The organism is Polynucleobacter sp. IMCC 30228 (assembly GCF_021395205.1).
Classification (GTDB): domain Bacteria; phylum Pseudomonadota; class Gammaproteobacteria; order Burkholderiales; family Burkholderiaceae; genus Polynucleobacter.
Map to the genome: position 1 here is coordinate 45510 of NZ_JAJVCS010000006.1, position 16207 is coordinate 61716.

Sequence of the window (16207 nt, forward strand, 5' to 3'; positions counted from 1 at the left end):
GTTAAGTGCAAGCCTCAAGCAATTCATCTGCCGAAATATAGTTCAAACTTTGTGCTTGCGCCACAGGTGCAGAGGTTAACCTACCACGATAAACGCTTAAGCCATTGCGCAAATGCGGATCGAACTCTAAGGCGGCACTTAAACCGTGATTAGCCAAAGCTTCAACAAATGGGAAAGTTGCGTTGGTTAAGGCCAGAGTTGAGGTTCTGGCCACAGCACCTGGCATATTAGCAACGCAGTAATGAATTACTCCGTCCACTTCAAAGGTAGGATTGGCATGAGTAGTGGGAAGTGAAGTTTCAAAACATCCCCCCTGATCAATTGCCACATCGACCACCACCGCACCCGATTTCATTTTGCCGACCATTTTGCGCGTGACCAATTTAGGCGCTGCGGCACCAGGTAAAAGTACCCCGCCAATCACAGCATCCGCCTGATAGACGGCATCCTCTAAAATACTAGGATCAGAGTAAAGTGATTTAACGCGGTTCCCATAAATCACATCAATTGCTCTTAAGCGCTCGATATCACAATCAAAGATGGTCACATCAGCGCCAATACCAACCGCTATTTGCAAGGCATTGCGCCCCACCACTCCTGCACCCAAAATTACCACCTTCGCTGGTGCTACACCGGGTACCCCAGCCATTAAAATTCCTGGGCCTCCATGGGATTTTTCTAAATGATGAGCCGCAGCCTGAATCGACATGCGGCCCGCAACCTCGCTCATTGGTGCAAGCAAAGGTAATGTGCCATTACCTGAAGTGACGGTTTCATATGCAATACAAATCGCGCCAGATGCTAATAGCGCCTTGGTTTGTAATGGGTCGGGAGCTAAGTGCAAATAGGTAAATAAAATTTGATCCTCCCGCAACAGCGCACATTCTTCTGCTTGCGGCTCTTTCACTTTCACAATCATGTCTGCGCTAGCAAAGATTTCTTCAGCGGCTTCAGTTAGCTTAGCGCCAGCAATGCGATACATTTCATCAGTAAAGCCAATGCGCTTTCCAGCATCACACTGCACCAAAATGGTATGGCCCTGCATACTTAAGGCGCGCACATTACTTGGTGTAAGTCCAATCCGAAATTCATTATTTTTTACTTCTTGTGGTAAACCAATAATCATATTTTCTCCCTAATAAGTTGATTTTTACGATGTAAACCCAATACGAAAAACAGGACAAAATAAAGCCCCAATAAACACGGTCCCACAATTAAGGCCGCTCGGGCATAGTCACTCATTGCCATCATGGCGATGACTAAACCGATGAATGCCAATGCGAACCAAGACGAGAATGGCCACCAGGGCGTTTTAAATGCCAACGCAGTAGTTTGTGCTGGTGACAAGGAGCGGCGAAATTGCAGTTGGGTATATAAAATTGCTACCCAAACCATTAAGCCAATAAAAGTGCCTCCAGCCATGGCGTAATGAAAGGCCGCAGCTGGCGCAAAGTAATTTAATGCCACTCCCGCCATCGCTACCAAAACTGTCAGGATGACCGCCTTATGGGGTACCCCGCCAACTGATAAAGCTGCCAATTTTTCTGGAGCGTAGCCATTCACTGATAAGGCATATAGCAAACGACCGCCACTAAAAATACCCGCATTACATGACGATAAGGCAGCAGTGATGACCACAAAATTAATGACACCAGCTGCTTCACGTAAACCAATGCGCTCAAACATCACCACAAAGGGACTGCCTTGCTGGCCAACTTCATTCCAAGGAAAAATGGCCAAGATCACCAATAACGCACCAAGATAAAAAATTAAAATACGCCAAGCCAAGGAATTAATCGCCATCGGAATTGTTTTGCGGGGATTTTCTGCTTCACCTGCCGACAAGCCAATCATCTCGATACCAACATAGGCGAATAAAACCATCTCGAGAGAAAGTAATAAACCCTCAATACCATTGGGGAAAAAACCGCCGTGCTGCCATAGGTTTGCCAAACCGAGTGGCTGCCACTCATTGGTATAGCCTAGAAAAATAACGGCTACGCCAATAGCAATCATGACAATAATCGCGACCACTTTAATTAAGGCAAACCAAAACTCAAATTCACCAAATACTTTGACGGCAATTAAGTTGATCAAACCCATTGACACAATGGATGCTAGTGCCCAAGTCCATTGTGGAATATCGGGAAACCAAATACCCATATAAATTCCCACCGCAGTCACTTCAGCGATACCAACCAAAATCCAATAGGTCCAATATCCCCAGCCGACCATATAGCCAGCTAGCGGACTCACATAACTGCTCGCGTATGCAGCAAATGAACCAGCGACTGGTTCATGAACCGCCATTTCACCCAAAGCACGCAAAACAATAAATGCCACTATTCCGGCAATCAGGTAACTTAACAAAATAGAGGGGCCAGCTAGTTTGATTGCCGTACTTGAACCCAAAAAGAGTCCCACTCCAATCGTCGATCCTAATGCCATGAGGCGAATATGCCGCACCTTCAGATGGCGTTTTAATCCGTGTGATTCTGTTTGCAAAAGATCTCCTTTCGATCTGACGTTGCTAAGCAAGCAACGAAGCAGAGTCTAGGGAGTCGCAGAGAAAAGCACTAGAGCCTAAAACTACCAAAAGTTATAGAAATGAAAAAACTACTTGGCCTTTGCTCGCATTTCTAGCCAAGCAATAACTCAAATCAAATTCCTGCTTGAGCTTCCTACAGCAAAATACGAAATTTCTGACAGGGAAATCCCTGATGCAATTCCATCAATTTTGATCTTGCGCCAAGCAGGAGGCGCTTTTAAAACTAAATTCAGGGAAATAAGTGAAAACGCAGGCGAAAAAAAACCCCGGCGAACCGAGGTTTTTTAAAGCAGTAAAAATTACTTCTTAGCGTCAGCAGCTGGCTTAGCAGCAGCGGCAGCAGGTGCAGCAGCTTTTGCATCTTTAGCAGGCGCAGCAGGTGCAGCAGCAGCTGGCTTAGCAGCAGCGGCAGCAGGTGCAGCTTTTGCATCTTTAGCTGGCTCAGCAGCAAAAACGGAAACAGCGAATAAACCAGAAACTAAAGCAGCGATAATTTTGCTCATGTAAAACTCCTATATAGGTAAGAAATTTGCAGTTGCCTGCAGGTTCAAATAAAAACCACTCCACTAAAAACCACTCACCACAATAAAGCGCTTTCGGTAAGCAGTTTTCATTTGAAGCTTAATAATCAACGCCTTACTAGGCAAAGCGTTGACAGTTTTGTTACTTAGAAATCTAAATAACGCGAAATTCTAGCAAATTTGTCCAAGTTTTTGGGGGATTGAGGCGAAAAAAAACCCCGGCGAACCGAGGTTTTTTACATAAAACGGGTAGAAATTACTTACTTGCAGGCATTTTTTTGCCTTCAGCAGCACGTGTTTTATCTTCCATTTTAGGCTGAATTTCATCTCCAGCTTTCTTTTGCTTCTGCGAAGTTGAATCTTTAGCAGTAGTTAAATCTTTACCAGTTTCAGTTTTGCGCTGCTCTTTTTCAAGTTTAGGTTGTACTGCATCGCCAGCTGCGGCTTGTTTAACCTTAGTTGAATCTTTAGCAGTTGGTAAACCTTTGCCAGTTTCAGCTTTGCGCTGCTCTTTTTCAAGCTTAGGCTGTACAGCATCACCAGCTGGGGCTTGCTTAGCAGGTTGGGCATAAACACTAACTGCGAATAAACCAGAAACCAAAGCAATGATCAATTTGCTCATGTAAAACTCCTATATAGGTAATAAAAAGCAGTTTCCTGCAAGTTCAAACAAAAACCACTCGATTCAAAAACAACGGCCATAATGAAGTAGCCTTTATTTGAAGCTAGCCATACAACGCCTCAAAAAATGAATTGTTGACAGTTTTGCTACTTAGAATACTAAGTAAGTCAGGAGTTTAGCAAATTTATGCGGCTTTTCTATGGCTAATTAAGGCCAAAACCTCGGCAGCAGCTAAAAAACCGCATCCCGCCGTCACCGTTACTGCTGAACCATAGCCAGCGCAGGCTAAACCCCCAATGGCTTTGCCCATTCGAGGCTCATTTGAGTAGATGGCGCGAATTCCCATCTTTTTCTTTAAGTCTCGTGAAAAACCGTGGTTTTTACGCAAATCTGCCCGAATTTTTGCCAGCAAAGGGTCTTGAATAGCTTGTCCTAAGTCATCAGCACGTAAGCAACTCGGGTCTCTTTTCCCGCCCACCCCGCCACACATAACTAATTCTTGTTGCTTTGCCACGCTCCATGCTGCGAGGGCAACTTTGGTTTCAAGAGCGTCAGTTGCGTCTAAAACGATTGCCCCTAAGGGAATGAATAAATCTAAGTTATTTGGTTCTAAAAAAGCGTCATGGCAAGTTAAACGTAAGGCAGGATTAATACGCATGAGTCGCTCGGCCATTACTGCCACTTTTTCACGCCCAAACTCACCTTCTAAAGCGGGTAATTGTCGATTGGTATTGCCTTCGCTAACATGATCAAAATCGATCAAGACTAAATGACCAATTGCTGAGCGCGCCAAGGCTTCTGCTGCCCAAGAGCCAACACCCCCGAGACCCGCTACCACTACAGTAGCTTGTTGAAACCTCGCATAGGCGGTATCGCCATACAATTTAGCTACCCCACCAAAGCGGCGGTTTACCGCAACCCCAAGGCCTTCGGTCGCTGCCTCACCAGCCTCTTGGTTGATGGCAAAATTTGCTCTTATTCCCTTACTCATAAGCTCTCTTTATACTGAATTCATGAACACCATTGCAGAACTGCGTAAAAACTATGCTCGCGGGCAGTTATCTGAAACTGATGTGCCGCCAGATCCTTTCACTTTCTTTCATACTTGGTTTGAACAAGCCATGAACGCGCAGTGTCCAGAACCCAACGCCATGACCTTGGCCACCGCCGATGCTACGGGTAAACCGTCCTTGCGTACAGTGCTACTGAAAGGTGCAGATATCACCGGCTTTACATTTTTTACCAACTACCAAAGCCAGAAGGGCCAGGAGCTTGCCGAGCGGCCTCAAGCTGCGTTGTTATTTTACTGGCATGAGCTCGAGCGCCAAGTGCGCATTTCAGGGTTGGTTAGCCGCATTAGCACCGCCGAAAGCGATGCATACTTTCATTCGCGCCCAGTAGCTTCGCGCATTGGCGCGTGGGCCTCCCCCCAAAGCACTGAAATCCCCAACCGCGATTTTTTAGAGGCGGCAGAGCAGCGCTTTGAAAAGCAATTTGGTGATAACCCTCCACGCCCAGATCATTGGGGCGGATATTGCCTGCAGGCTGAAGAAATTGAGTTTTGGCAAGGCCGCCCATCACGCTTACATGATCGCATTCGTTATCAGCTAGTCAAGACAGCGGCACCAAGCGTCAACCCTGCTTGGCGTATTTCACGTTTAGCTCCCTGAGCGTTCAAACCCCGTTGTGGTGTAAAAAGTGAGCTGCAGTAAGCTTGCTGAGCAACTTAAGCAGTGGGATTGATTAACGCTTTAAATTTAGCTCTAAATTTACTCAGCTTTGGTGCAATGATGGCAGCGCAATAGCCTTGCGCCGGGTGATCTCGAAAATAATTTTGGTGATAAGCCTCAGCAGCATAAAAAATCGGGCTAGCTTGAATTTCCGTGACGATGGGCGCGCCATACGCATTTTCGCGAGTTAATTCGGCAACCACTTCATGGGCCGTTTTCTCTTGCTCCGCATTATTGGTATATATCACCGAACGATACTGGGAGCCGATATCATTGCCCTGTCGATTTAAGGTCGTAGGGTCATGAATCACAAAAAAGATTTCCAATAAATCGCGATAGCTGACTTCCTGCGGATCAAATTCAACCGCCACCACCTCTGCATGTCCTGTAAGGCCAGCGCAAACTGCGTCATAAGTTGGGTTGGCTCCTGCGCCACCTGCATAACCGGAAACGACAGCTGTGACTCCACGTACCTGCTGGTAAACCGCTTCAAGACACCAAAAGCATCCACCACCCAAGGTGGCTGTTTCTAATTTCACTCCATTCATAACTTGTCCTTTGTGATGGATTTTGATTGATCTTAACTTGGTAATTGTTGGTCTTTGTATTTACTAATCTTAGCCGAGCCCTAAGCAATCAGCAAATGGATGCCAAACACAATAAAGAGTCCACCGACCATCATCCATAAAATTGCTGACCAACGTAAATGAGTTTGAAATAAATGTAAAAAAAATTGTCCTGTACCAATCAGCATAGCTAAATATGCCATGCTCAAAATTTGAGTAACTAGTGCTAAATAGAAAAAGCTCAAGCTTGGATAAGCAAAAGTAGGGTCAACAAATTGTGAAAAAAATGAAACAAAGAAAAAAATTGCCTTCGGATTAGTCAGCGATAAAGCCAATGCAGCCCATAAAGGATGAAGTTGAGCCAAACGAATTGCCGCAAAAGTGTCTTTGGGTGTAAGTGCTTGCGCCTTTGGCCAGCGTCTTACCCCGCCGCGAATAAGCCCCCACCCGAGCCACGCTAAATAAGCCGCACCAACATAACGCACCACCGCAAACGTCATTGGTGAAGCGGTTAATAAACTCGTCACACCAAGAGCAATGGCCAACATCAATACCGAGTCGCCCAAAAATATCCCGCACGCACCCCATGCGCCCGCGCGCCATCCCCGCTGTGCAGAAATGGTTAAAACATACAATGAGTTTGGCCCGGGTAAAAGTACGATGATGATCGTACCCAAAAGATAGGTGGGGAAATTCACAATACCAACACTTAAACCGAGCTCAGTCCAATTCATTGCGAGTGATAAACCCTTGCTTTAATTGATCAAATCTGCCATAATAAGAGGCTTTTTGAAACATCGCCCCCAGCAATTTACACATTTTCAGCGATTTTGCTTCACATATTCAGCACTACTGTAATTCAAAGTTGCTTAAAAATTGTGTTTATAGCCCCGCTGCCGCTTGTCTGATGGTCGATGCCTTATATAGACCATCGCGCTCGCCTATCTCCTCTAGAGAAGAACCGAAGCGCACAACCGGAGACATCCCAAATGGGATGTGAAGACATGACTTACACAAATGAAACAACACACACGCCTAGCAAAGGCAAGAATCCCTTAGAGCCAACTCTGTTTGCCTCTTTTGGTTTAGCAGAACCCCTGCTGAACAATGTTACTGGCTTAGGCTTTACTGCTGCGACACCTGTTCAAGCACAGGTTATTCCTGCTGCAATGAGTGGTGGCGACTGGCTAGTAAGCAGTCAAACAGGTAGCGGCAAAACCGCCGCCTTTTTATTACCCCTCTTACATCAATTAGTGACTAGTAACCCCCATGGTTCACCAGTACCTGGGCGCGCACAACCGAAAATATTAGTGCTTTGCCCAACCCGTGAATTAGCGCAACAAGTTGCTGCTGATGCGATTAATTTATCGCGCGGCATCAAAGGGATCCGCATTGCAATCGTCATGGGTGGTATGCCCTATGGCAAACAAATACAAGCGCTTAAAGGTGCGCTTTTAGTTGTCGCCACTCCCGGTCGATTACTCGATTTAAATAAAACCCGTGCGATTCGTTTGGATGATGTGCAACATTTAGTCATCGATGAGGCCGATCGGATGCTCGATATGGGCTTTGCCGAAGATCTCGAAGCGATTGATCAACTATGTCGTGGACGCAAACAGACCCTCATGTTTTCAGCGACCTTTGATCCCAAGGTAATGTCCTTGGCAACCCGCTTAACTAAACAAGCTGGTCGTATTGAATTAGCCCATGCTGGTGATGTTCATGCCAATATTGCCCAAAAATTACATTGGGCCGATAACATGGCGCACAAGCATCGCTTACTCGCCCACTTACTTTCGGATCCTGAATTAGATCAAGCTGTGGTCTTTGCTAGCACCCAAGTTGAAAGCGAAAAAATTGCTGATACCTTGCGGGCGAATGGTTATGAAGCCAGTGCTTTACACGGCGCAATGCCCCAAGCAGTGCGTATGCGACGCCTAGATTCCTTACGTAAAGGCCATACAAAAATTTTGGTTGCTACCGATGTTGCTGCGCGCGGTATTGATGTGCCACGCATTAGTCACGTCATTAATTTTGGCTTACCCATGAAGCCCGAAGACTATACCCATCGGATTGGCAGAACTGGTCGCGCAGGTCGCAATGGCACCGCTATTACCTTGGTTGAACATCGTGATCGCGTCAAAATTCGGGCAATTGAGCGCTTTACCCAACAAGATATTCCCTCATCTGTCATCGCAGGCCTTGAGCCCACCGCTAACCCCAACGCTGGCTCTGGCCGGCCTGGCGGCGGTCGTGGTCGTTCAGGTGGTGGTGGCGGTGGCGGCAGACCCGGTGGACGAACTGGTGCTGGTGGTGGGCGTTCTGGTAGCGGTGGCGGAGGCGGTGGCTACGCTGGCAAAACTGGTGGTACATATGCAGGTAAATCAGGTGGTAGTGGCTATGCTGGCAAAACCAGCACGGGTGGCTATGCCGCGCGTTCAGACTCCCGCCCAGAATCACGTTCTGCCCGACCCACCGATAATCGTACTGGCCCTAAATTTGCGAAGCCCAAATCGGGCGCGCCGCGCAAATCCTATAGTAGTAATTAATTTTGGTTCACCACAATCGCCTCCGTTCTGCATGGAATCGAGTCGATTCTGGTGGTAATTTACGCGCCCAGGGTGGGCTGCATCTTGCACCGCCCGCTTGGCAAGGGTGGCTTAGTGATGCAGGCTCGCTAACTAAAAAAATTGAAGTGGCTTTTGGCCGTCGTTTGGAAGTCATCGTGCTAGCCGATGAGGTCCAAACTATTTTGCCCGAAGAATCCCGCTTATTTAAAAAATCCCTGCAGCGTTGTCGCGTGCGTGAAGTGCTACTTTGCATTCAGGGTGAGCCAGTGGTTGTGGCACGTAGTGTCATTCCCACTAGCAGTTCATCAGGCCATAACCGACTCATTTTAAAATTGGGCAATAAACCCTTAGGTGCAGTTTTATTTGCCAATACGCATGGACGCAGAAGTAAAACTGTGCGAGATGTTGCTCACCTAAGCCGCAGACAAGCGCTATGGCGGGCTTGTCAAAAAAAATATACCGCCCTTCCCTCGCAATTGTGGGCACGACGCACCATCTATTATTTAAACGGCCATCCGCTTTTAGTTAGCGAGTTGTTTTTACCTAGTCTACTGCTAATTCCTCTACCCACTGCAAACTTGCTTTAATTAAAGCTGCATCGCCAGACCCGCAGAGTCGCACGTCACCAAAACCAATTTCGCTAGCTAACGTCGCAATGTTTTGATGTGGACATAAAGCAGTGGCCTGCTGTAAATTCAGTGTCGTCCGATCTTGATCAGGCTGACCTAAATAACGCACAGCCTCAGATGAGGTGAGCAGCCAAAGTTTTTTATCGCTAGAGTTTGCCTGAATTGCTTGCCATAATGGGTTTGATTTTTCTAAAGGTACTCGGCTATAAACCGCAAAAGTTTCTAGCTGTGCCCCCGCTGCCAATAAGGTTTCTGCCAGCCACTCGCGGCCGCCGTCCCCTTTAAAAATAATGACACGACGTTCAGCCCAATCCCAATCGTGTTTTTTTTGCTCTGCTTGTAATGTCTGCCATAAACCTTCTGAATCCCACTGCTGTGGATTTTTTGGCAACAAAATCATCTGGGCATCAACCCCATGTTGCAAGAGTGATTTTTTGCTACTTTCCCCCATCACCCCAACTTGTAACTGCATCGGCGCTAATTCGTGCCAAGGCGCACTCAGTAAACGCATGCCACACTCAATAGCATTCGGGCTGACAAAAATGACCAAATCGGCCTGACTGATCGCCGCGGGGATATCCACCTGTAATTGAAAATCGGTTTTGGGAATAATTTTAAGTAGCGGTAAAGCTAACACGCTAGTCTGCTGCGCTATCCCACTAGACGCCACAGATAAGGCAGTTTGCAATTGCTCAATTAATTGTTGCGCCTGCGCTATAGGGCGCGTCACAATAATGGTCGGGGCAATCGTTAAATCGCTCATGAGCCAATCAAACCAAGAAGCCTAGGGCAGTGGCGCAGGAATCAATGCAGCCGCACCCTGCAAAATTAAATCGTCAGCTACTTTAAGGCCTAGCACTTCGGCCATCACTAAATCAACCACTGGACTGCTGGCTGCAGCTTCACAGATTTGCAACCCATCGGGGCTGGCCACAAATGAACGTAACTCTAATTGAGCACCATTCCATACCGCATGCGCTGCTAAAGGCACCTGACACGAGCCGCCCAATTGGCGCGACACCATGCGCTCGGCACTTACCGCCAACCAAGTAGCGGGATCGTTTAAGGGTGCTAGGATCGCCCGCATCGCGGTATTACGAGAATAAATTTCAATTCCCAAGGCACCCTGACCAGCCGCTGGTGTAAATGGGTCAAGCGGTAACAAGGCTTTAATTCGCGAAGCTAAGCCTAAGCGTTTAAGGCCTGCAGCCGCCAAAATAATGGCGTGGTACTGACCTTGATCTAATTTACCTAAACGGGTATCTAAATTACCCCGTAAAGACTGAATTTGTAAATGCGGGAATGCGGCGCGTAACACCGCTTCGCGACGCAGGCTTGAAGTTCCTACTATGGCGCCCTTAGGCAAATCATCAAGCGAATTAAAGTCATTCGAAACCAAGGCATCTCGCGCCTCTTCTCGTTCCATAACGCAGGCTAGCTCGAACCCCTCAGGCATATTCATCGGCACATCTTTGAGCGAATGAACTGCCAAATCAGCCCTGCCATCTTCAAGGGCAGTCTCTAATTCCTTAACAAATAGGCCTTTACCACCCACTTTTGAGAGTGATTGGTCCAAAATTTGATCGCCACGGGTAGTCATTCCTAAAATGGTGATGACACAATCAGGATAGAGGCTTTGCAGGCAATCCCGCACATATTCGGCCTGCCACATGGCTAGCCGACTTTCACGCGAAGCAATGGTTAAACTGAGAGGGTTAGGCTTGGTCTGCATCGGCATTAAAATATCAATATAACTTGCCACAATATACTGTGTTTATGAGCTCATCTAAAAATTCCCTTGCCAATAAAGCCCAAGCCTGGTCAGGAAGGTTTACAGAACCTGTTGATGCGCTCGTCCAACGCTATACCGCCTCGATTGGTTTTGACCACCGTCTTGCGCAAGTAGATATCACGGCATCCTTAGCGCATGCCGCTATGTTGGCACAACAAAAGATTATTAGCCCAGCAGACCTAGCGGCTATTGAAGCTGGTATGGCACAGATTCGTAGTGAAATTACCGCAGGTCAATTTCAGTGGCAACTGGCCTTGGAAGATGTGCATTTAAATATTGAAGCTCGTCTTATCGAGCTAGCTGGCGATGCTGGCAAACGACTCCATACCGGTCGTTCACGCAACGATCAAGTGGCCACCGATTTGCGACTTTTTTTGCGTGCCAGTATCGATGAAACAGCTGAGGCATTGACTCAACTGCGCACGGCTTTTATCAATTTAGCCGAGCAACATGCTGCAGTCATCATGCCTGGTCATACGCACTTACAAGTGGCGCAACCCGTTACCTTTGGTCATCACATGATGGCGTACTATGAAATGTTTAGTCGTGATGCAAGTCGGCTGGCCGATTGCCGTAAACGCCTCAATCAATTACCGCTTGGGGCTGCTGCTTTAGCGGGCACTAGCTATCCGATTGATCGGATGCAGGTTGCCAAAGCGCTTGGGTTTGATGGGCTTTGCCGCAATTCTTTAGATGCAGTATCTGATCGCGATTTTGCCATTGAGTTTTGCGCCGTCGCCGCCACTTGCATGATGCATATTTCTCGCTTAGCCGAAGAACTAGTACTTTGGTTAAGCCCACGCTTTGGCTTTATTGATCTTCCCGATCGCTTTTGTACTGGTAGCTCAATCATGCCGCAAAAGAAAAATCCTGATGTGCCTGAATTAGCCCGTGGCAAAACAGGTCGGGTTTATGGTGATCTCATCGCCCTATTAACGCTGATGAAAAGCCAACCCTTAGCCTACAACAAAGATAATCAAGAAGATAAAGAACCCCTCTTTGATGCAGCAGATACGCTCTTAGATACCCTACGTATTTTTGCCGAGCTAGTACCGCATATTGTGGTGAATGTGCCAGTAATGTTGGCGGCAGCAGAGCAAGGCTTTTCTACTGCAACCGACCTAGCCGATTATTTAGTCAAAAAGGGCTTGCCATTTCGTGATGCGCATGAAGCGGTAGCTCTTGCCGTGAAAGCCTGCGTTAATCAGTCGTGCGCCCTTAGTGAGCTCTCCTTAGCTGAATTACAAAACGCCTGCGGCTTACAGGGGCAGGCTCATTTATTGACTGAAGATGTATTTGCTTTATTGCAAGTGCAGGGTTCTGTTGAGGCTCGCGCTCATCTCGGCGGCAGTGCGCCAAAACAGGTGCTTGCTGCCATTCTGCAAGCGCGGGCTGACTTAGCGGGCTGACTTAGCGGGCTGACTTAGCAGGCTGACTTAGCAGGCTCACTTAGCTGAGTTGTTTGACGGCGGTGGTTTTTACGCAGTCAACGAAGTATTCGCTACCTCCATCGACCTCGCGCTTCACCAAGCCATGCACATCAGTCTCAAAACCTGGGAAGCGCTGATTAAAGTCACGGGCAAATTTGAGGTAATCAACAATGCGGCGATTAAAACGCTCGCCTGGGATTAACAGGGGTATGCCTGGTGGATAAGGTGTCACCAACATGGCAGTCACGCGCCCTTCTAAATCATCAATTGATACTCGATCTACTTCCTTATGCGCCATCTTGGCCCAGGCTTCAGCTGGCACCATCGCTGGCACCATATCCGAGGTATACATTTCCGTCGTCATCCGTGCCACATCATGGCTTTTATAAAAATCATGAATTTGCGCACAAATTTCTTTTAAACCAATACGCTCATACCGCGGATATTTGGCAACGAACTCAGGCAAGACTTTCCATAAAGGCTGATTTTTTTCAAAATGATCTTTAAATTGCTGCAGTTCAGTTACGAGGGTATTCCAGCGACCCTTGGTAATGCCAATCGTAAACATAATGAAGAAAGAATAGAGCCCGCACTTCTCGACAATCACTCCATGTTCCGCTAAATATTTGGTAACAATGGCAGCTGGAATTCCCATTTCTCCAAACACCCCTTCGATATTTAAGCCGGGGGTTACTACCGTGGCTTTAATCGGATCGAGCATATTGAAGTCGGGTGCTAACTTACCAAAGTCGTGCCACTGAGCATGAGGTTTTAAGATCCAATCGGCACGCTCACCAATGCCCTCTTCCGCAATTTGGTCGGGACCCCACACCTGAAACCACCAGTCCGCACCAAATTTTGCATCCACTTCACGCATTGCGCGCCGAAAGTCCATTGCTTCTGCAATCGACTCCTCAACCAAGGTTGTACCGCCTGGTGACTCCATCATTGCTGCTGAGACATCACAAGAAGCAATGATGGCGTATTGCGGGCTCGTGGAGGTATGCATTAAATACGCCTCATTAAAAGACTCGCGATCTAGCTTCCGCTCTTCTGCATCTTGCACTAAAACTTGGGACGCTTGCGATAACCCAGCCAACAATTTATGAGTTGATTGAGTAGAAAACAGCAAGCTCTTTTTCGGTCGCGGTTGATCATCACCTACAGCATGCATATTTTTATAAAAGGGATGGAAAGCAGCATGTGGCAACCAAGCTTCATCAAAATGCAAAGAATCGACTTTGCCATCGAGCATAGCCTTAATCATTTCAACGTTATAAATAATGCCGTCGTAGGTACTTTGCGTTAAGGTCATCACGCGGGGCACCACATTTTTATCTTTAATAAATGGGTTGGTATTAATTTTCTTTTGAATATTAGCCCACTCAAATTCTTCTTTGGGAATGGGGCCAATAATGCCCAAATGGTTGCGTGTTGGCATTAAGAAAACCGGGATCGCACCCATCATCGTAATGGCATGAATAACTGACTTATGGCAATTGCGATCGACTAACACCACATCGCCTGGAGCAACCGTGGAATGCCAAACAATTTTGTTTGAAGTTGAAGTGCCATTGGTTACAAAAAACAAATGATCGGCACCAAAAATACGGGCTGCATTGCGTTCGCTCGCTAATACAGGCCCGGTATGATCTAAAAGTTGACCAAGCTCTTCTACCGCATTACAGACATCGGCACGCAACATATTCTCGCCAAAGAATTGGTGAAACATGCGTCCAACTGGACTTTTAAGAAAAGCGACGCCACCAGAATGACCAGGGCAATGCCAAGAATAAGAACCTTCCGAGGCGTAATGGGTTAGTGCCTTAAAAAACGGCGGTGACAGGGAATCGAGGTAGACCTTGGCTTCGCGAATAATATGCCGGGCTACAAACTCGGGGGTATCTTCATTCATATGGATGAAGCCATGCAATTCACGCAAGATGTCATTGGGCATATGACGTGAAGTGCGCGTCTCGCCATACAAGAAAATCGGAATATCTTCGTTGCGCTTGCGCACCTCGACAATAAAAGCACGTAAATTATTTAATGCAGGTAATTCAGTGCTTTCGGAATCAGTTAAAAACTCTTCATCGTCAATCGATAAAATAAAACAAGATGCCCGCGAGGCTTGCTGCGCAAAAGAAGTAAGGTCGCCATAGCTGGTCAGGCCAATAACCTCGATACCTTCACCTTCAATTGCTTCGGCAAGATCGCGAATGCCCGAGCCGGAAATATTTTCTGAGCGAAAATCTTCATCAATAATAATAATTGGAAAGCGAAATTTCATGGTGACTTTCTGATGGCTTACCGAGATCGATTAAGCTTGCTTAGGCCTTAGGCAAGGTTACGCCCTGCTGACCCTGATATTTACCGCCCCGATCTTTGTACGATGTTTCGCAAACCTCATCACTCTCAAAAAAGAGTACTTGGGCACAACCTTCGCCCGCATAAATTTTTGCTGGTAATGGCGTAGTGTTGGAAAACTCGAGTGTGACATAACCTTCCCACTCGGGTTCAAAAGGGGTGACGTTAACAATAATGCCGCAGCGTGCGTAGGTACTTTTACCCACGCAAATAGTTAACACGCTGCGCGGTATTTTGAAATACTCAACGGTGCGTGCCAAGGCAAATGAATTTGGCGGAATGATGCATACGTCGCCATTAAAGTCGACAAATGATTTTTCATCAAACTGTTTTGGATCAACAATCGTACTGTTGATGTTAGTAAAAATCTTAAATTCATTAGCGCAACGAATATCGTAGCCATAACTTGAAGTGCCATAGCTCACAATTTTTTGACCCGCTGCGTTAAGACGCACTTGGCCAGGCTCGAAGGGGCTAATCATGCCCTCTACAGCCATGCGCCGAATCCATGTATCTGATTTAATAGTCATGGCGGCATTGTAAAACCAACCTACCCTCAAGGGGTAAATTAGCCGACTGGATTGGCTAAAACAACCCGTTCAGCAGCGTTATAGATCTCAAAATGCTTACCCGAGCAACGTGCTAGTAAGGTTAAATTGGTTTTCTGGGCTAACTCCAGACCCATTTGGGTCACGCCTGAGCGGGTTAAAAGAAATGGAATACCCATCTGCGCACCCTTAATGACCATCTCAGAGGTGAGCCGTCCTGTTGTATAAAACACTAAATCACGTCCAGGTAGGTTTGCCAGCCAAAGTAAACCCGAAATCGAGTCGACGGCATTATGTCGCCCAACATCCTCAACAAAATGGAGCAAATTGAGCTGATCTTCAGCGAGACGCTCAAACACCGCACAGGCATGTACCGAGCCGGCTTGTTTATAAATCGTCTCCAAGCCACGCACTGTCTCAAGAAGAGAAATAATGGCCGCTTGAGCCAACTTCGGGCCAGCAGGCAAACGAATTTGCTGCATATCCTCCATTAAGTTGCCAAACATGGTGCCTTGGCCACAGCCCGTGGTTACGACCCGTTTGCTCGTCAGGGCATCGATATCAACCGAACTGCGGTGGGTTTTGACAGCTGCAGAATCAGTCTCCCAATCGACCTGAATGCTGTGAATATCATCAGGTGACTCGACCAAACGTTGATTCAGTAAATATCCCAGCACTAAGGCCTCTGGCGCGGCTCCAAGGGTCATTAAGGTCACAACCTCACGCTTATCTAAATAAATCGTGAGAGAACGCTCGCAAGGGATGAAAGTGGTTTTTTTCCGCCCAAGCTCATCCGTAATGCCCACTTCCTGGACAACTGGCACCGTGGCTTTTGAGAGGATGATTTGCGAACTCATGGCTCATCACTTTAACCGCAGTCTAAA

At 47.1% G+C, this 16207-nt stretch carries 17 protein-coding genes; 5 read left to right on the forward strand and 12 right to left on the reverse strand.

Annotated elements, in window-relative coordinates; all coding sequences use genetic code 11:
- Position 1: 1 nt before the first annotated feature.
- Both ald and LZT21_RS10970 read right to left on the reverse strand, forming a co-directional pair.
- The gene (ald, locus tag LZT21_RS10965; RefSeq protein WP_233990826.1) at positions 2-1126 is read right to left on the reverse strand and encodes an alanine dehydrogenase; all 1125 of its coding nucleotides are present in this window, start codon (positions 1124-1126) and stop codon (positions 2-4) included.
- The gene (locus tag LZT21_RS10970; protein ID WP_233990936.1) at positions 1123-2448 is read right to left on the reverse strand and encodes an amino acid permease; all 1326 of its coding nucleotides are present in this window, start codon (positions 2446-2448) and stop codon (positions 1123-1125) included. Before LZT21_RS10970 ends, ald begins: the two co-directional genes overlap by 4 nt.
- Before the next feature lie 172 nt (positions 2449-2620).
- On the opposite strand from LZT21_RS10970, the gene LZT21_RS10975 reads away from it, so the two are divergent.
- Positions 2621-2836, forward strand: a complete 216-nt coding sequence (locus LZT21_RS10975; protein ID WP_233924724.1) for a hypothetical protein — start codon at positions 2621-2623, stop codon at positions 2834-2836.
- An 11-nt stretch (positions 2837-2847) separates the two neighbouring features.
- On the opposite strand, the gene LZT21_RS10980 is transcribed toward LZT21_RS10975, so the two are convergent.
- The 3 genes from LZT21_RS10980 to LZT21_RS10990 all read right to left on the reverse strand — a co-directional run bounded on the left by LZT21_RS10980 (position 2848) and on the right by LZT21_RS10990 (position 4682).
- Positions 2848-3051 (reverse strand): hypothetical protein, encoded by a 204-nt coding sequence (locus LZT21_RS10980; protein WP_233924725.1) that lies wholly within the window; start codon positions 3049-3051, stop codon positions 2848-2850.
- A gap of 274 nt (positions 3052-3325) precedes the next feature.
- Complete coding sequence (locus LZT21_RS10985; RefSeq protein ID WP_233924726.1) at positions 3326-3691, reverse strand: hypothetical protein; 366 nt, start codon at positions 3689-3691, stop codon at positions 3326-3328.
- 184 nt (positions 3692-3875) lie between these two features.
- Entirely contained in the window at positions 3876-4682 is an 807-nt protein-coding gene (locus tag LZT21_RS10990; protein ID WP_233990828.1) for a ThiF family adenylyltransferase, read from the reverse strand.
- Between the two features lie 22 nt (positions 4683-4704).
- Here LZT21_RS10990 and pdxH point away from each other — a divergent pair, with 22 nt between their 5' ends.
- Positions 4705-5361, forward strand: a complete 657-nt coding sequence (gene pdxH / locus LZT21_RS10995) for a pyridoxamine 5'-phosphate oxidase (protein ID WP_233990830.1) — start codon at positions 4705-4707, stop codon at positions 5359-5361.
- Positions 5362-5417: 56 nt separating this feature from the next.
- Here pdxH and msrA read toward each other — a convergent pair whose 3' ends face one another.
- Positions 5418-5969: a peptide-methionine (S)-S-oxide reductase MsrA gene (gene msrA, locus LZT21_RS11000; protein ID WP_233937573.1), complete on the reverse strand. Its 552-nt coding sequence runs from the start codon at positions 5967-5969 to the stop codon at positions 5418-5420.
- An 80-nt stretch (positions 5970-6049) separates the two neighbouring features.
- Positions 6050-6721 (reverse strand): leucine efflux protein LeuE, encoded by a 672-nt coding sequence (leuE, locus tag LZT21_RS11005; protein ID WP_233937572.1) that lies wholly within the window; start codon positions 6719-6721, stop codon positions 6050-6052.
- A gap of 270 nt (positions 6722-6991) precedes the next feature.
- Here leuE and LZT21_RS11010 point away from each other — a divergent pair, with 270 nt between their 5' ends.
- Both LZT21_RS11010 and LZT21_RS11015 read left to right on the forward strand, forming a co-directional pair.
- Entirely contained in the window at positions 6992-8536 is a 1545-nt protein-coding gene (locus tag LZT21_RS11010; protein WP_233990832.1) for a DEAD/DEAH box helicase, read from the forward strand.
- Between the two features lie 2 nt (positions 8537-8538).
- Positions 8539-9144 carry a chorismate lyase gene (locus tag LZT21_RS11015; RefSeq protein WP_233924733.1) on the forward strand — a complete coding sequence of 202 codons (606 nt, stop codon included), beginning with the start codon at positions 8539-8541 and terminating at the stop codon, positions 9142-9144.
- On the opposite strand, the gene LZT21_RS11020 is transcribed toward LZT21_RS11015, so the two are convergent.
- A complete protein-coding gene (locus LZT21_RS11020) occupies positions 9101-9949 on the reverse strand; it encodes a uroporphyrinogen-III synthase (protein WP_233990834.1) in 849 nt (282 codons plus the stop codon). The two genes, LZT21_RS11015 and LZT21_RS11020, sit on opposite strands and share 44 nt — an antisense overlap.
- Before the next feature lie 21 nt (positions 9950-9970).
- Positions 9971-10924, reverse strand: a complete 954-nt coding sequence (gene hemC, locus LZT21_RS11025; protein WP_233924736.1) for a hydroxymethylbilane synthase — start codon at positions 10922-10924, stop codon at positions 9971-9973.
- 38 nt (positions 10925-10962) lie between these two features.
- Here hemC and argH point away from each other — a divergent pair, with 38 nt between their 5' ends.
- Positions 10963-12387 carry an argininosuccinate lyase gene (argH, locus tag LZT21_RS11030; protein ID WP_233990836.1) on the forward strand — a complete coding sequence of 475 codons (1425 nt, stop codon included), beginning with the start codon at positions 10963-10965 and terminating at the stop codon, positions 12385-12387.
- A 40-nt stretch (positions 12388-12427) separates the two neighbouring features.
- Here the strand turns inward: argH and LZT21_RS11035 are convergent, their stop codons facing one another.
- The 3 genes from LZT21_RS11035 to LZT21_RS11045 are packed head-to-tail and all read right to left on the reverse strand — an operon-like array spanning position 12428 to position 16180.
- Entirely contained in the window at positions 12428-14698 is a 2271-nt protein-coding gene (locus LZT21_RS11035) for an arginine/lysine/ornithine decarboxylase (protein WP_233990838.1), read from the reverse strand.
- 40 nt (positions 14699-14738) lie between these two features.
- A complete protein-coding gene (gene dcd, locus LZT21_RS11040; protein ID WP_233924739.1) occupies positions 14739-15305 on the reverse strand; it encodes a dCTP deaminase in 567 nt (188 codons plus the stop codon).
- 38 nt (positions 15306-15343) lie between these two features.
- Positions 15344-16180 (reverse strand): formate dehydrogenase accessory sulfurtransferase FdhD, encoded by an 837-nt coding sequence (locus LZT21_RS11045; RefSeq protein WP_233990840.1) that lies wholly within the window; start codon positions 16178-16180, stop codon positions 15344-15346.
- Positions 16181-16207 lie beyond the last annotated feature (27 nt).

Coding starts and splice junctions, on each gene's coding strand:
- ald (WP_233990826.1), bottom strand. CDS start 1,126: ATGATTATTGGTTTACCACAAGAAGTAAAAAATAATGAATTTCGGATT.
- LZT21_RS10970 (WP_233990936.1), bottom strand. CDS start 2,448: ATGGCATTAGGATCGACGATTGGAGTGGGACTCTTTTTGGGTTCAAGT.
- LZT21_RS10980 (WP_233924725.1), bottom strand. CDS start 3,051: ATGAGCAAAATTATCGCTGCTTTAGTTTCTGGTTTATTCGCTGTTTCC.
- LZT21_RS10985 (WP_233924726.1), bottom strand. CDS start 3,691: ATGAGCAAATTGATCATTGCTTTGGTTTCTGGTTTATTCGCAGTTAGT.
- LZT21_RS10990 (WP_233990828.1), bottom strand. CDS start 4,682: ATGAGTAAGGGAATAAGAGCAAATTTTGCCATCAACCAAGAGGCTGGT.
- pdxH (WP_233990830.1), top strand. CDS start 4,705: ATGAACACCATTGCAGAACTGCGTAAAAACTATGCTCGCGGGCAGTTA.
- msrA (WP_233937573.1), bottom strand. CDS start 5,969: ATGAATGGAGTGAAATTAGAAACAGCCACCTTGGGTGGTGGATGCTTT.
- leuE (WP_233937572.1), bottom strand. CDS start 6,721: ATGAATTGGACTGAGCTCGGTTTAAGTGTTGGTATTGTGAATTTCCCC.
- LZT21_RS11010 (WP_233990832.1), top strand. CDS start 6,992: ATGACTTACACAAATGAAACAACACACACGCCTAGCAAAGGCAAGAAT.
- LZT21_RS11020 (WP_233990834.1), bottom strand. CDS start 9,949: ATGAGCGATTTAACGATTGCCCCGACCATTATTGTGACGCGCCCTATA.
- hemC (WP_233924736.1), bottom strand. CDS start 10,924: ATGCCGATGCAGACCAAGCCTAACCCTCTCAGTTTAACCATTGCTTCG.
- argH (WP_233990836.1), top strand. CDS start 10,963: ATGAGCTCATCTAAAAATTCCCTTGCCAATAAAGCCCAAGCCTGGTCA.
- LZT21_RS11035 (WP_233990838.1), bottom strand. CDS start 14,698: ATGAAATTTCGCTTTCCAATTATTATTATTGATGAAGATTTTCGCTCA.
- dcd (WP_233924739.1), bottom strand. CDS start 15,305: ATGACTATTAAATCAGATACATGGATTCGGCGCATGGCTGTAGAGGGC.
- LZT21_RS11045 (WP_233990840.1), bottom strand. CDS start 16,180: ATGAGTTCGCAAATCATCCTCTCAAAAGCCACGGTGCCAGTTGTCCAG.